The 15,479-nt window shown below is 62.7% G+C and carries 12 protein-coding genes; 10 read left to right on the top strand and 2 right to left on the bottom strand.

The window, feature by feature from the left end; all coding sequences use genetic code 11:
- Positions 1-388 precede the first annotated feature (388 nt).
- The gene (locus tag AC3WJM_RS09870) at positions 389-1,261 is read right to left on the bottom strand and encodes a MurR/RpiR family transcriptional regulator (RefSeq protein ID WP_492271783.1); all 873 of its coding nucleotides are present in this window, start codon (positions 1,259-1,261) and stop codon (positions 389-391) included.
- A 1,075-nt stretch (positions 1,262-2,336) separates the two neighbouring features.
- On the opposite strand from AC3WJM_RS09870, the gene AC3WJM_RS09865 reads away from it, so the two are divergent.
- The 3 genes from AC3WJM_RS09865 to AC3WJM_RS09855 all read left to right on the top strand — a co-directional run bounded on the left by AC3WJM_RS09865 (position 2,337) and on the right by AC3WJM_RS09855 (position 6,304).
- Entirely contained in the window at positions 2,337-3,470 is a 1,134-nt protein-coding gene (locus tag AC3WJM_RS09865) for an amidohydrolase family protein (protein ID WP_492271782.1), read from the top strand.
- A 95-nt stretch (positions 3,471-3,565) separates the two neighbouring features.
- Positions 3,566-4,861, top strand: coding sequence for a type I glutamate--ammonia ligase (locus AC3WJM_RS09860; RefSeq protein WP_492271781.1), 1,296 nt, complete (start codon positions 3,566-3,568; stop codon positions 4,859-4,861).
- A gap of 195 nt (positions 4,862-5,056) precedes the next feature.
- Complete coding sequence (locus AC3WJM_RS09855; protein ID WP_492271780.1) at positions 5,057-6,304, top strand: M20 metallopeptidase family protein; 1,248 nt, start codon at positions 5,057-5,059, stop codon at positions 6,302-6,304.
- 329 nt (positions 6,305-6,633) lie between these two features.
- On the opposite strand, the gene AC3WJM_RS09850 is transcribed toward AC3WJM_RS09855, so the two are convergent.
- Positions 6,634-7,515: a LysR family transcriptional regulator gene (locus AC3WJM_RS09850; RefSeq protein WP_492271779.1), complete on the bottom strand. Its 882-nt coding sequence runs from the start codon at positions 7,513-7,515 to the stop codon at positions 6,634-6,636.
- Between the two features lie 321 nt (positions 7,516-7,836).
- Here AC3WJM_RS09850 and AC3WJM_RS09845 point away from each other — a divergent pair, with 321 nt between their 5' ends.
- The 7 genes from AC3WJM_RS09845 (at position 7,837) to AC3WJM_RS09815 (ending at position 15,317) form a co-directional block, all read left to right on the top strand.
- Positions 7,837-9,039, top strand: a complete 1,203-nt coding sequence (locus AC3WJM_RS09845) for an aminotransferase-like domain-containing protein (protein ID WP_492271778.1) — start codon at positions 7,837-7,839, stop codon at positions 9,037-9,039.
- Positions 9,036-9,776: an SDR family NAD(P)-dependent oxidoreductase gene (locus AC3WJM_RS09840; RefSeq protein ID WP_492271777.1), complete on the top strand. Its 741-nt coding sequence runs from the start codon at positions 9,036-9,038 to the stop codon at positions 9,774-9,776. The genes AC3WJM_RS09845 and AC3WJM_RS09840 overlap by 4 nt, the downstream gene beginning before the upstream one ends.
- Positions 9,777-9,809: 33 nt before the next feature.
- The gene (locus AC3WJM_RS09835; RefSeq protein ID WP_492271776.1) at positions 9,810-11,084 is read left to right on the top strand and encodes an aminotransferase family protein; all 1,275 of its coding nucleotides are present in this window, start codon (positions 9,810-9,812) and stop codon (positions 11,082-11,084) included.
- The gene (locus AC3WJM_RS09830) at positions 11,081-12,580 is read left to right on the top strand and encodes an NAD-dependent succinate-semialdehyde dehydrogenase (protein WP_492271775.1); all 1,500 of its coding nucleotides are present in this window, start codon (positions 11,081-11,083) and stop codon (positions 12,578-12,580) included. The genes AC3WJM_RS09835 and AC3WJM_RS09830 overlap by 4 nt, the downstream gene beginning before the upstream one ends.
- Positions 12,581-12,612: 32 nt before the next feature.
- Complete coding sequence (gene ald / locus AC3WJM_RS09825) at positions 12,613-13,731, top strand: alanine dehydrogenase (RefSeq protein WP_492271774.1); 1,119 nt, start codon at positions 12,613-12,615, stop codon at positions 13,729-13,731.
- Positions 13,732-13,799: 68 nt separating this feature from the next.
- The gene (gene pdxS, locus AC3WJM_RS09820; protein ID WP_492271773.1) at positions 13,800-14,711 is read left to right on the top strand and encodes a pyridoxal 5'-phosphate synthase lyase subunit PdxS; all 912 of its coding nucleotides are present in this window, start codon (positions 13,800-13,802) and stop codon (positions 14,709-14,711) included.
- 375 nt (positions 14,712-15,086) lie between these two features.
- Complete coding sequence (locus AC3WJM_RS09815; RefSeq protein ID WP_492271772.1) at positions 15,087-15,317, top strand: hypothetical protein; 231 nt, start codon at positions 15,087-15,089, stop codon at positions 15,315-15,317.
- Positions 15,318-15,479 lie beyond the last annotated feature (162 nt).

Raw genomic sequence — 15,479 nt, 5'->3', positions numbered from 1 at the left:
GCAGAGGATGCCCCCGCACGCACTTGCGCGAACCGTGGACAGGGCTGCAGAACGCGGCCTGAGTTAGGGGATGGCGAAGGGCGGCCTTTTGCGACAGGAGGCATTGCGGTTGCTGTCCCTCTTCCAGACGGCCAGACGCATCTGACGGCTGCGCGACCGGCCCGGGACGACCGCTCCCTAGGGCCGGACAGTTCAACCAGAAGGACAACCCGCGGGCTCAGTAGAGTTTGGAGTCAAAGACACGAGAGGCGACGTACACAACAGTGCCAGCGTCGGGTAATGGAGACAGTGTCAGCGCGGGAGGCCGGGCAGGCCTCTCCAGACGACCTGGAAGAGCTCTGCAAGTCCGTCGCGGCCGCGCAGGCTTTCGGTCAGTACCTTGGGACTGTCACGGAGCCTGGCCATCAACGGTCTCAGTCAAGAGCTCCCACTCGGTCAAATGTGCAGCCGCAGTTGATCCGAGAAAGTCGTGCACGCTGCCCACAACAGTCTCGATGACAGCCATCGGGCCAACCAGTCCGTCCATTGGACTGGGAGCTTCAATCCTGGCAGGCAACACGATGTCTGCAAATTCTGCGATCGGGGACATCCAAGGGTCCGTTATAAGGATCACGACGGCCTGACGTTCCTTGACCAGCTTCGCCAACCGGACAGAGCCCGGTTGGTAACGCCGGACGTCGAAGATCAACAGGCAGTCGCGCCTACCGATGTCGACCGCGGCGGCGATGGCGTCTTGGATGTCCCGGTGATAGTAGACACGCCCGCGCAAGGCACGCAGGTTCAGTGCCGCATATTCGGCCAAGATGTGGGTAAAGCGACCGCCGAAGATATGGACCGCTCCCTGAGCCCCCGCGAGGGACACTGCCGCGGCCCGGACCTCACTGGCGGGAAGCTGCTCAAACGTCCGCATCAAGCTTGCGGTGATCACTGCAGTGCCCGGCGCTCCAAAAGCCTCCTCATGTTTATACGAGGAGCGGGTCTCCAGGGTCACGGGTCCGGCGGTCTTCTCTGAGATTTCTTCCCTGAGCGTGCTTTGGAAGGACTTGTAGCTCGAGTACCCGAGTCTGGAGACGAACCGGACCACAGTGGGAGCGCTGACATTCGCAATTTCAGCCAGGGAGGCTGTCGTTTCCAGACCGGCGACGGGATACTGTGCCAAGATTGCGCGCGCGACCAAGCGCTCTTTGGCCGACAACCCACCCATGGCTTCTCGAATCCGTTCGGCAACGGTACTAGTGGCGGTGGTTGTATCCTCCGTCATGGATCCCCTCTCTTGTCTGCGGGCTCGTGTAGGTAAGTACCCCAACATAGGGTTGACAGCGTTCCCATGGTGACGAATCGTTGACACCTCGCCACCAGCCCATACACTGCGGCCGGCAGCCCCTTGAGTACTTCCCGGTTGGCGGAGGCATGAACGGTTAATTACAGATTAGCGCATCTCAGACAACGGTGAACAGGTTGCAAGTCCCCACGGAGCACAAGTCTGGGCCAGCGTTTTCGCGCGGCCCCGCTACCCTCCCGAGGGAGGGAGGTCCGCCATGACGACGCGGACCTGCGGGAACCGCAGCCGTTCCCCACGGCGCAGGCCCCCAGACTTGAATGGAACCATTCAAAAATATCCATTGACGGCCAAACTGAAACAGGCATAACATTGAAGTATCCGATCCGGGGTCTGACATCAAAGGAACCTTGGATTAGCGCACACAGCCCCAAAACCATCTCAGCCAAGCAGGGCCGGCCGGGCCAAACGCCGGAACTCTTGACCCCAGCCTCGGAAGTGCCTTGCCATGATCCATCGCGTCGCTCCTGTTGACTCCAATCCGACCCACCCGCGTTCAGTTCCGGCGTCGGAGGAAGACGCCAGGCGCCGGGGTTCAACACTTTTTCCTTTGCCGGACTATGAAGGCCCATTGTTTCCCGACATGTCGGACTGAAGGGAAACATTGCGCGTTTCGCCCACTTCGGCACGCAGGTGGAGACGGCCAGGAGAAGGTAACGCGTCAGAAACTACCGCAGCCGACCAATCTGTGGGTAATAATACCGACAGACTGCAGCGGCCTCCCGGAAAAACCGAGTAGGGTGACGGGACTTCCCAGTATGAAAATTTTGATTCATAATCATTGGTAGTAGAACAATTTGAATAGTTTTGTTCTTACAATTCGTCAGGAGTCTCGCATGAGCGAAAAAACCCCGACCCCGACTGCACGTGCTGACAGTCTGCGCCCGGAACTGTGCGTTGGTGAGGGTATCGGTGTAGCCGCAGCCCTTTGTGGGTCCTTGGTACGGGGCCGATACCAGTTCCGCGAAAGCTCCGAAAGCGACAGCCGGAGGTGAGCATGACTGAGGCAACCATCGGCAGGATTGATTTACCTTTGATTGATCACCACTGTCATGGTGTCGTCGACGCCGACCTGCCAGATAGTGAGTTTCGGCGTCTAGCCACAGAGTCCGACTGGGACGCGCCGGCAGGTACTGACGGCCTCGACTCCCCTTTCGGTCTGGCTGTGCGTCGTTTCTGTGCGCCCATCATCGGACTTGAGACGCTTGCGCCACTCGACGAATACCTGGCTCACCGCAGAAGGATTGGCGCTGCGGAGGCGAACAGGCTGCTGCTCGGCAGCACGGGAACCTCCCAATACCTTCTGGACACTGGGATACCGGATTCCCGGCTTCTTGATCCTTCCGGGATGGCCTCTCGGACCGGTGCTCGTACACGTGAGATCGTCCGCATAGAGAGGGTGGCCGAAAGCCTGGCGGCGGAGTCCACCGCTGCCGGGTTTATTGCGAAATTCTCAGATACCCTGCTCGACAGGACGAGGGATGCCGTGGGGCTCAAATCCATCATCGCCTACCGCCACGGTTTCGACATCCCGGCAGAGCGACCCTCCAAGCAGGAAGCCCTCAGGGCAGCAGGGGAATGGTTCCGTACCGCCGAGAAAACCGGTAGTTTCCGGGTGACTGACCCTGTCCTGCTCAGATTCGGGCTATGGGCAGGCATTGACACCGGACTGCCCATCCAGCTCCACACAGGCTATGGCGACGGCGATGTGGAGCTCTTTCGAGCTGACCCCTCCAGGCTGACGCCCCTGTTCCAGGAAACGCGGACCACCGGGACGAACTTCATGCTCCTGCACTGCTACCCCTTTATCAGGGAAGCTGGAGTCCTGGCCCAGGTCTTTCCCCACGTCTACCTCGACGTCGGTCTGGTTTCGCACTATTTAGGTCCCAGCGCCGGAACGTCAATCCGTCAGGCTATGGAGATCGCGCCTTTCAGCAAGGTCCTCTATTCCTCTGACTCCTTTGGGCTCGCCGAGCACTATGCAGTCAGCGCCTCGATCTGGAGACACGAGTTCGCCGCCCTGATGAGTGGATGGGTGGAATCGGGTTGGGCGACCCCTAGTGATGCCCAAAGACTGGCGAAGCTGGTGGCCACGGACAACGCAGTCCGCGTCTACGACCTGGAACCGTAAATCCAGAGCAGCGCGAAAACAACGATCAATCAAAAGGATAAGCAGTGACTTCACAAGCAAAGGCAGACCTGAACCTCGATCAGATCAAAGCCCTCATGATTTCCAACCTGGACAACGCCGGCGTTTCAAGAGTCAAAGTCCTACCGGGCACCAAAGTAGAGGGCGCATTCCGCAATGGCTGCGGAATCTCAAAGAGCGTCGGAGTTCTCATGGCCGCTGACGACCATGTCACCCAGTCCTCTGATTTCGATGCGATCGTCGGCGATTTGCGCGGGATTCCGGACCGCTCTTCGCTTGCCCTCCTCGACAAGGTCAGCGGGCTCGCATGGGCGCCGGCCGATCTGGTGGATATGCACGGCGTACCGTTTCCAACCTGTCAACGCACGGCTCTGAAACGCATCGCTGCTGAATGGGCCACCGCCGGACTGGACGTATTGGTTGCCTTTGAGTTGGAATTCACCCTTTTCACAGGTACGCAGGATGCACCACTTCTCGCCCACGAAGGTCCCGGCTATGGGTTGGCTGCGTTCCTACAACTGGAAGAGTGGCATCTAGACGTTCTCACAGCCCTCTTGGAGGCCGGGGTTCCGGTCGAGCAGATCCATCCTGAATATGGACGCGGGCAGGCCGAAATCTCACTAGCACCGCGGCACCCGGTCCAGGCCGTGGACGACTATTTGCTCGCTCGGCTAATCATCACCAGGGTTTCCCGCAGACACGGGTTGCATGTTTCCTACTCCCCCATAGCCCACTCTGAAAGCGCAACCAACGGGTGCCATATCCATTTCTCTGCCAGAGACAAGGACGGGAATGTCTTCTTCGATGCCGCATCTGCGACGCAGATGACGGCAGATGGCGAAAGGATGATTGCAGGCGTGGTGGGCAGACTAGTTGAAAGCACTGCCCTGCTCGGCGGAAGCGCCCTGAGTATGGCACGGCTTCAGCCCGAACACTGGGCGGGCAGTTTTGTCTGCTGGGGTACGGGCAACCGTGAAGCCGCCGTACGCTTCGTCCCAGGCCTGAAAGGATACGAGGACAAGCAATCGAATGTAGAAGTGAAATGCGCCGACGGATCCTCCAACCAGTACCTTGCCGTCGCAGCCATACTTTCCTCCGCGATGGAGGGCTTCACGCGGCAACTTAAGCTGCCCCCCGAAATCAAGGTTGACCCCGGGACCCTGAGTGAAGAGGAGAGGAGCCAACTCGGCGTCCGCAGATTCGCCCCCGACTTGTCAACTGCGCTGGATGACTTGGATGGCAGCAGTTTCCTACGGTCCGCCCTTGGGCATGAATTGGTGAATGCCTACGTCGCAGTGAGGAGGGGCGAATCCGAACGTTTTGCCAAACTCGATCATGAGGCCGTGATCGCCGCCCTGCGCTGGCGGTACTAGCGAGTTCGCAGATCTCCATCTTCCCGCCAGCGCTGGGCCTCTGAGCATACGAGATTTCTTGTCGGACCCATGTTCGTCGAGACGCTAGTCGCACACGAAACTCGTTCCCCGGCCCTAACCCCGCCGAACGCCGTGATCATCGGGAAGACTCTTTCGTTGAAGCAGTCTGAGACTTACCAAAAAAGGGGAATAGAAATGTCGTCACTGCCCAGAGCTGGCACCAGCAGACAGACAGACTTCGATGCCGGATCCGCGTTTGACCTCCTGTCCGTTGAAGTCCAGGCCGTTGAGGGGTTGCTTAAGCGACTGCACCAGCAGCCGCGCGTTTCAGGTGATGAAGGCGACACCCTTTCCACGTTGATGGACGAGCTACCAAACTCATTCCGCAAGGAGACGTTGGAAGGCAATATCGGGGTTGTCCGCTTGGGCGGCGAAGGGGCTTCTGTGGCCATCAGGGCCGAGATGGATGCTTTGCCAATCATTGAACAGACGGAACTCCCATGGGCTTCCACAAATGGAGCCATGCACGCCTGTGGACACGACGTGCACATGGCGGCCTTCATAGCGGTCGCGCGCACCGTTGCTGCGATGACGCCCCCGCCTGTCCCGTTGGTGGGAATTCTCCAGCCGCGGGAGGAACTCGGCGAGTCGGGAGCGCGAGACGTTGTAACGGCCGGAGTCTTGGAGAAGCATCAGATCCGGACAGTTATAGGTGCGCACCTACAGCCAGCACTGAACTCCCTCGCCTACTCGTGTTCACCAGGGCCCGTCAACGCGGCAGCAGATGAGTTTAAACTAACTCTCAGTGGTGTGCCCTCGCACGGCGCTTACCCTCATCACTCTTCTGATGTTGTGCTTGCCGCTAGCGCTTTCGTCATGTCGTGCCAGCAGATCGTTGCACGCAATATCGATCCAACGCTGTCCGCCGTGCTGACTGTTGGTACCATCAATGGTGGCGGCAGCCCCAATGCGATTTCCGGCGAAGCGATACTAACCGGGACCATCCGCACGATGTCGGAATCGCAACGGCAGATGATCCATGAACGTCTGCAACAAATAGCAAACGGGGTGGCCACGGCCCACGACTGCAGTGCACGGTTGGAGATCAGCAGAGGAGAGCCGATTCTGGAAAATGACTCCGAAATCGCAACCGAAATCGCACGGCATCTGGAGTCGCAAGGGAACGAATTGCGGGAATTCCGCTCTTACGGTGCTGATGACTTCGCCTTTTATGCCTCCGCCGCACGAGCGGTAATGATTTTTTCAGGTACCTTTGCTGCCAACGGCAATCTCCACACGAGCACATTCATTCCCGACGACGCTGCCGTTCACCGTGTAGCTACAGCCATGCTTACGGGCTACCTCGCAGCGGCGCGTGTACTTGACCGGAGCAGTTACTTGGCGAAAGCCCCTCAATTCGTCGGGAACCCTGCCCAGTCATGAGGCTGTATCTGAGGCTCCATGGATTGACTCGGATGAGTGGCCGGTCTTAGTGACCGTCAAGCAAAGTGTTGACCCGGCAGAACCCGACACAGCGAGGGTCCTTTTTCGAGCGCGTCACGCCGCCCGCGTGAATCGGACCACTGCTATTGAACGGCCAGTGGAGGACCTCGTCACCAGGCAAACTTTGTACCGACTTTCTCTTCGCCGGGCCAGATCGCGCGGGCTCGATGAGGAGCGGCATGACGCCGCGAGAAAGCATCATGCGAGCCGGGCGTGATTTGCGATAGGCGTCGTAGCGCCCTGCAGCTCCAATTTTCTCAGTACAACGGCTATTGCGTGAGATGGTGAACAAAGGCGTCGCGGCAGGCCGCCGTCGAGGGGCGTCGTTCCGCTCCGGCTCGGCAGATCAGCGAAATGCTCCGGTGCTGGTGCGTGCCGAGCAGGGCGGACGGTGCGAGTTGTGCGCGGGCGTCCCGAACGAGGAGGTCGGGCAGGAACGCTGCGGCTAGTCCTGCCTCGACCATATGCAGGTGGAACAGCAGGTCGGAAGACTCGTAGGCGACGTCGGGTTCGAAACCATGTTCCCGGCATAGCTTCAACGCCCAGGCGTGGGCTTCAGTGCCGCTGGGTTCCAGTACCCAGCGAACGTGCCGTCGCGCCTCCAAGGGGTCCAGGCCGTCGTCGTCCGGCAGGTAAGCGCGGACCGGGTCGTGCATGAGCAGATCGGTGTGAAAATCCGGGCGGACGGATTCGTAGGCGTCATAACTGTCTGCCACGAGCACATCGATGCGACGCGAGGACAGCAGCAACAGCCCTTCCTCAGGCTCGACCTGCCGGAAACGGGTATCCAGCGCCGGATGTTGCCGCTTTAGCGTCTCGATCACTTGAGGCACCGTGGTGCGGCTGATTGTCGTGAAAGCGGCCAGCCGCAACGTTCCCCGAACTGCCGTATCGCTGGCCGCGAGATCCGCTTCGGCGTGCTCGAGGATGGCGAGAATGCTCTCTGCGTGGCGGGCGAGATCTTCGGCCGCCGGGGTCAACCGGACACCGCGTCCGACCCTTTCCAACAGTGGGACACCGGCTTCCTTCTCGAGCAGCCCGAGTTGTTGAGAGACCGCGGAGTGGGTGTAGGAGAGCGCCCGAGCGGCGGCGGTGATGCTTCCCCGTAGCTTCACTTCGCGCAGCAGTACCAGTCGGTGAACATCCAGCATGCGGCTAGAGTAACCCGTCTTGCCGTCGGCTCTGCCGCCGACACCGGCGCTTACGCCCTTGATTCGGGACAAGTCATTGACGGATTCGCCAGGGACCCAAGGGGTTCACGGTGGAAGCTGCACCGCGACTGCCCAACGCCGCTGGGGGACGGCGCAGCTCATTGGAGTTGAATCATCGCGTGCAAGGAGGTGCGAGGAGGTTCAAGGCCGGGCCAACGACTTGTCAGAATCGCTAACGCTTCAATGTCATTAATCGTCGCTTTTACTGCGACGTCATTGGCCATAGCTTGGATTCATAAAGCCAACCCCACGGAGGACAGAATGACCGGCAGTCCACTATCACTTGCCCACCGGGCATCCGATCTCAAGGGATCGATCATCGACTCGTCGACAACTCTTCTCGCACGCCAGACTCACGACATCGTCCGATTTGCGATGGGCGCTCCCAGCGACGAGCTCATGCCTGTCGATCTCCTCGACCACTATGCCGCCCACCTGGTGCCCGGCAAGTACAGCTATGGAGCCACGGAAGGCGAGCCGGCGCTGGTCGAGCAGATCCTCAAACTCCAAGCTGACCATGGAATCATCAGCAGCAGCGACCGGATCCTCGTCACCACCGGCGGCATGCAGGGCCTGGATCTGGCGTGCAAGCTGTTCGTCGATCCCGGTGATCTCGTAATCGTCGAGGGTCCCACCTACACCAACGGCAACGCTACCGCCCGGTCCTACGGTGCCGATCTGCTGGAGGCGCCGCTGGACGAGCACGGTCTGATCGTGGAAGCGCTGCCGGATCTCGTCGCGCAGGCCGGGCGGAGGCCCAAGGCGATCTACACGATCCCGAATTTTCAGAACCCCTCCGGTGTCACTCAATCAGAGCGGCGCCGCGAGCAGCTCCTCGAGCTCGCGGGCCAATGGGGCGCGGTCATCATCGACGACGACCCCTACGGTCTGCTGCGGTTCGGCGGCAGTCCAATCCCTGAATTCAGCCAAATCGACCCTGGAAACCCCAGGGTGTTCTCGGTGCGTACCTTCTCAAAGATCCTCGCACCCGGATTGCGGATCGGCTGGGTCGACGCTGATCCGAGCCTGCAGCCGCTGCTGATCAACGCGAAGCAAGCCATGGACACCTGCACGAGCGTGCCCACCCAGCAGACCGTCACGGATTTTCTGGCCGGCGATCACCTCCAGCCTCACCTCGACCGTGTGCGCGGCCTCTACGGCCAGCGTAAGGAGGCCATGCAGGCTGCGTTAGTGCGCCATTTCGGCGACGCCGTCCGCGCCACCGATCCCGAAGGTGGGTTCTTCCTGTGGCTCACCTTCGCCGACGAGGAGGTCGACACCACGGCCTTGTTCGATACCGCGCTTGCCGAGGGCGTGGCCTACATACCTGGCCCCGCCTTCTCCGCTGCCGGAAATTTCCGCAATGCGCTGCGCCTGTGCTTTGCCACATCCACGCCCGAGCGGATCGATGAGGGCGTGGCCCGGCTCAAGCGCGCGGTCGACGTGATCGGAGCCAACCGGTGACGCGCCGCACCGCCATCGTCACCGGGTCCACCTCGGGGATCGGTCATGACATCGCGCGCCGCTTGCACGCCGACGGTTTCAATGTGGTGATCACGGGCCGGGACCACCAACGGGGCATGAAGGTTCAGGAGGAGTTGGGCGATAACGCCACCTTCATCGCCCTGGACCTAACGGCCGACGGAGCCCCCGCAGCCCTGGCCGATGCGGCTGTCCAGACCTACGGGCGGCTCGACGTGGTCGTCAACAACGCCGCCCAGGACCACACCGGCGACTTGCTCGATGTGCCCTTGGACGAGATCCGCAAAGTATTCGAGGTCAACACCATTGCCGCTATCGCGGTGCTGCAGGAAGGCGCCAAACGGATGGACCGGGGCGGAGCCATCATCAACATCAGCTCGCGTCTGGCGACTGTCGGAGTGCCAACGATGAGCATCTACAGCGCCACCAAGGGCGCAATCAATGCACTCACCACTGCCGCAGCAGTGGAGCTCGCCCACCGCAACATCCGCGTCAACGCCGTCGCTCCGGGCATGGCCCGCACCCCGCTCTACGACGACTGGGTCAACGCCCAGGCCGACCCTGAGCAGACAGACCGTGACGTTGTCACCGCCATCCCCCTCGGCCGCCTCGCCGCCCCTGCCGACGTCGCCGCCACCGTCAGCTTCCTTGCCTCGGAGCAAGCGGCCTACATTACCGGCGCCTGCATCCCGGTCGACGGCGGCTACACCGCCCGCTGACGCCCACACACCTCCGACACGAAAGGAACAACCATGTCCACCAACCCCCGCGTCCTCCAAGGGCCCGCCCTATGGTCTGCCCAGGCGCACATCCCGTCCATCCTCGGACGACAGATCGTCATCGAGCGGGGCGAAGGCTGCTACCTGCAAACCACCGACGGCCGCCGCCTCTTCGACGGCACCGCCGGCCTCTGGCACGCGAACATCGGCCACTCCCACCCCGCGATCGCCGAAGCCGCCCACGCCCAAATGCTGAAGCTTGAGACCTACCACATCTTCGCCAGGTTCGCCAACGACCAGGCGATCGGGCTAGCCGAGCGCCTCGCCGGGCTGTCCCCCATCGACGATCCGAAGATCATTCTCAACTCAGGCGGCTCAGACGCCATCGACGTCGCCTGCAAGCTCGCCCGCCGACACTGGCAGCGCGAAGGCCGCACCACAAAGACCATCATCCTCAGCCGTGAGCACGCCTACCACGGCCTGCACGCCTACGGCACCAGCATCGCCGGACTGGACTTCAACCGCGAGGGCTACGGCACCGAGTCACTCGTCCCGGAAACCGCACGCGTCCCCGTCCACGACGCCGACGCCCTCGCCAGAACCATCGCCGAACTGGGGGCGGACAACATCGCCGCTTTCGTCACTGAACCCATCCAGGGCACCGGAGGCGTCAACCCGCCCGTTCCCGGATACCTCGAAACCGTCCAGCAGTTGTGCCGCGAGCACGACATCTTGTTCATCCTCGACGAAGTCATCACAGGTTTCGGCCGTACCGGCACAATGTTCGCCGCCGAACGTTTCGGTTTGGAACCGGACCTCGTGACCTTCGCCAAGGGCGTCACCTCCGGCTACGCACCCCTTGGTGGAGTGCTGGTCGCACCGAAGATCTGGCAGCCGTTCTACATCGATGACCCGGCCACTCCGATCTTCCGTCACGGCGCCACCTACGCCGGCCATGCAACGGCCTGCGCCGTTGCCATGGCCAACCTGGACGTCCTGGAAAAAGACAACCTCTTGGCTCGGTCCTCGGAACTAGAGCAGCAGTTGAGCAGCGAACTCAAACAACTCGCCGCACGCCGGGCCAGTGTCCGCCAAGTCCGCGTCGCAGGCTTCCTCGGCGGTGTCACGCTCGACGACAGCATCACCGCCGAGAAGGCCGCGGACGCCCTGTTGGAGCTGGGGTACATTTCCCGTCCCCTGCGCGGCAACACACTGCAGATCAGCCCCCCGTTCATCACCACAGACGACGAGCTCAAGGGCTTTGTCGACGCCATAGACCATGTCTTGTCCGAGGAGGAAGCCAAGTGACCACGAACCCGACCACCAAGACAGGCACGCCGCTGGCCAGGGCGAACCCGGACCGGGCGGCCGCCGCCGATGCGGTCCTTGCCCGCCTGGATCTGCCCGGCAGCAGCAACGTATTCGGTGTTACGGACCCGGCCACGGACGAAGTCATCGCCCAGGTGCCCGACGCCCACCCGGCCGAGGCGCTGGAAGCGGTATCAGCCGCCCACGCCGCAGGACAAGAGTGGGCCGCGCGCACCCCGCGCCAGCGTGCTGACATCCTGCGCCGCTGGTACGACCTGATCATCGAGAACGCCGAGGACATCGCCCTGCTCATCACACGCGAGATGGGCAAACCCCTGGCTGAAGCCCGCGCTGAGGTCAGTTATGGGAGCGATTTCGTCCGATGGTACGCGGAGGAAGCAGTCCGCGGCGCCGGCAACGTCCGCGACGTGCCAGCCGGCGGCGGAACCCTGCTCACCCGACGCGCCCCCGTCGGACTGTCCGTGCTGATCACCCCTTGGAACTTCCCACTGGCAATGGCCACCCGCAAGATAGCGCCCGCCTTGGCTGCCGGTTGCCCCGTGGTGATCAAGCCGGCCACCCTCACGCCCTTGACCACCTACTACGCGGTCAATCTGGCGAGGCAGGCCGGTGTACCGGTTGATCTCATTCAGATTGTCGCCACCACCAATCCTTCGGCTTTCAGCGAAGCAGTCCTCGCCGACGACCGGGTGCGCAAGGTCTCGTTCACCGGGTCCACCGGTGTGGGCAAGACACTTCTACGTCTTGCTGCGCAGAACGTCCTGCGGACCTCGATGGAGCTCGGCGGCAACGCACCCCTGATCGTGTTCGAGGACGCGGATCTCGAACGGGCAGTCAACGGCGCTTACGCTGCCAAAATGCGCAACGGCGGCCAGTCGTGCATCGCCGCCAACCGCATCTACGTCCAGGAAGGCATCGCCGACGCATTCGTCGAAGGCCTGGTCGAGAAGATGGCCGCGGCCCGTGTCGGCGACGGACTCGCCGACGAGGTCGATCTCGGCCCGCTCATCGACCACCGCGCGGTAGCAAGCATGCGACAACTCGTCGACGACGCGGTCATCCGCGGGGCGAGCGTGCACACAGGCGGCCACGCCATCGCCGGTCCCGGCAACTTCTTCCAGCCGACTGTGCTCGACAATATCCATGCGACAGCCGACATCGCCAGAAGCGAGATCTTCGGTCCCATCGCCGCGATCCAGCGCTTCAGCACAGAAGCCGACGTAATCCGCCGTGCAAACGCGACCGAATTCGGACTCGCCGGCTACGTATTCACCGAGAACCTCGACCGGGCGCTCAACGTCGCCGACGCCCTCGAAACCGGCATAGTCGGGATCAACCAAGGCGTACCCTCCAACGCCGCAGCACCCTTCGGCGGCGTCAAGCAATCCGGCCTGGGACGTGAGGGCAGCGCAGAAGGACTCGACGAATACCAGGAAATGCGCTTCTACAACGTCGCGCGCCGCGGCACCCACTAACTACCACCCGATAGTACTGAAGGACATCCACAATGCGTATCTCAACCGTCAAGGAAATCAAGACCAAGGAAGACCGCGTCGGTCTCACCCCCGCTGGTGTCGCCGTGCTGGTGCAGGACGGCCACACCGTCTTCGTTGAACGGGACGCGGGCACCGCTGCCGGGTTCGGGGACGAGCAGTACGTGCTGGCAGGCGCCCAGCTTGCGAGCCAGGCTGAGGCATGGGCGAGTGCCGAGCTGCTCGTGAAAGTCAAGGAGCCCATCGCGTCGGAGTACCAGTTCCTCCGCCCCGATCTCACGCTGTTCACTTACCTGCATCTGGCCGCGGATCGGCCTCTCACCGAAGCGCTGCTGGAAGCCAAGACTCTCGGCATCGCCTACGAGACCGTGCAAGACGGCAGTGGCCTGCCCCTGCTCGCGCCGATGAGCGAGATCGCCGGGCGCCTTGCCGCCCACGCCGCCGCAACTCACCTGACCCGCCAAGGAGGCGGCCCCGGCCTGTTGTTGGGCGGATCTCCCGGTGTGGCGCCGTGCCGGGTGCTAGTCATCGGAGGCGGCGCGGTCGGCACCCAGGCCGCACTCATCGCTCTCGGTTTGCAGGCCGAAGTCACGGTTCTTGACATGTCCGCCCAGCGGATCCGCCAACTCGACGCGCTTTTCGCAGGGCGCGCGCGCATCTTGATGTCGGACCCCGCGACCCTCGCTTCCGAGCTTGCGCAGGCCGATGTCGTCATTGGCGCAGTCCTGGTCCCCGGCCGGGCCGCACCTAAGGTGATCACCAGGGAGCAACTCGCCATTCTCCGCCCCGACGCCCTCCTTATCGACGTTGCGATCGATCAGGGCGGGGCTTTCGAGACATCGCGGCCGACGACGTACGAGGACCCCATCATTGAAGTGGACGGCATCCGCCACTACTGCGTGGCCAACATGCCCGGTGCCGTCCCGCAGACATCCACGCGCGCCCTTACCAACGCGACGGCGCCCTTCATCCGGCAGATCGCGGGCGCCGGCGTCGAGGCCGCGCTGGCTGCCAATCCCGCTCTCGCCCGCGGCGTCAACACCCGCGATGGCCGGATCTTATATCAGGGGGTCGCCGACGCCTTCCCCGACTTGCCAGGCCCTGCCATCGTCCACGAAACAGCCGCCGTCTAAGTCCCGTTACAGCAAGCGGGAGGGAATTGAATCACTATTCCCTCCCGCTCAGTCAAGAGGTCAAAGCCATGGAACCAAACCCCCACAGAACCGCCATTCCGACCACGGGCACCAGCCGGGTGAAGCGGGGCATGGCGGAGATGCTCAAGGGCGGCGTCATCATGGACGTCGTCAACGCCGGGCAGGCCCGCATCGCCGAAGATGCCGGTGCCGTGGCCGTGATGGCGCTCGAGCGCGTGCCCGCCGACATCCGCGCCCAGGGCGGCGTGTCCCGCATGTCGGACCCGGACATGATCGACGCGATCATCGCCGCCGTGTCCATCCCCGTCATGGCCAAGGCCCGCATCGGCCACTTCGTCGAAGCCCAGGTCCTGCAGTCCCTGGGCGTGGACTACCTCGACGAGTCCGAGGTCCTGACCCCGGCCGACTACACCCACCACATCGACAAGTGGAACTTCACCGTTCCCTTCGTCTGCGGTGCCACCAACCTCGGCGAGGCGCTGCGCCGTATCAACGAGGGCGCGGCCATGATCCGTTCCAAGGGCGAGGCCGGCACCGGGGACGTCTCCAACGCCACCACCCACATGCGCCAGATCCGCGCCGAGATCCTCCGCCTCTCCACCCTGCCCGAGGACGAGCTCTACGTTGCGGCCAAGGAGCTGCAGGCGCCGTACGAACTGGTCAAGGAGGTCGCCGCGACCGGCAAGCTCCCCGTCGTCCTGTTCACCGCCGGCGGCATCGCCACCCCGGCCGACGCTGCGATGATGATGCAGCTCGGTGCGGACGGCGTGTTCGTCGGTTCGGGCATCTTCAAGTCCGGCAACCCGGCCCAGCGTGCCGCCGCCGTCGTGAAGGCCACCACCTTCTTCGACGACCCCGACGTCATCGCCAAGGTCTCCCGCGGCCTCGGCGAAGCCATGGTGGGCATCAACGTCGAGGAAATCCCGGAGCCCCACCGCCTCGCCCAACGCGGCTGGTAAGCGGTTATGTACACCGTAAATCGGAAAGTTTTCCCGGCGGACAGCCCCCTCGCACTCCGAGAAGATTGGTCCGGGCTAGTGGGACGCCTCGTGGAGGTGCGACTCTCGGCACAGCGGGTGGCGACAGGGGTGGTTGAAGCTGTGTCATCTGAGGGGGACCATATCTGGATCGCGGCAGATGGCGTGAACACCCGCCAGCTCTACGACAAACCCAGCAACTACGAGGTCTGGACCCAGGAAAGCCCTGAACGGGCCCATCCAGTAGCTCCCCCTGCGTCCTGGGCAGGGGCGGGGCCGCGGTTTGGTTCCGGTGCCGCCCCCTGTGCAGACATTGGCCGACCAGACGAGAATCCAAAAAATTGAGGTGAAGAATCCATGTCAACCACCCCCGAGATGCCGCTATTCTTCGACCCGTTACGTCAAACGGGATCGCCGGAACAGGGCCGGTCCCGGCCGGGGCCAGGCAGCGTCCGGGCAGCAGAGCGCACCAGGCGCAAGAGCGCCCTTCTCAACCGATCCAGAGCACTGGAGCTCGTGGCAAACGACCTCGACGCCCTGCAGAAACGTCGGACCAAACCAGGACCAGGCAGCGCAGACCAGGCCTGAGCTGCGATCCACCGCCCCCAGGGCGTGGGGCTGCGCATACTCTTTCAGCAACCTCAATAGGTGCATGGCCGGCAGCGACGCAAGTGCCGCCCAGGAAATCCGAACGCGCACCCGAAGGCTTCCAAAAAAACAATAAACACGAGATCTGGCCCATCAACGGGA

This window comes from Arthrobacter sp. FW306-1B-G06A (assembly GCF_058781765.1).
Note: the sequence above shows the minus strand (reverse complement) of the source record. Positions and strands in the feature narration are given on the sequence as shown.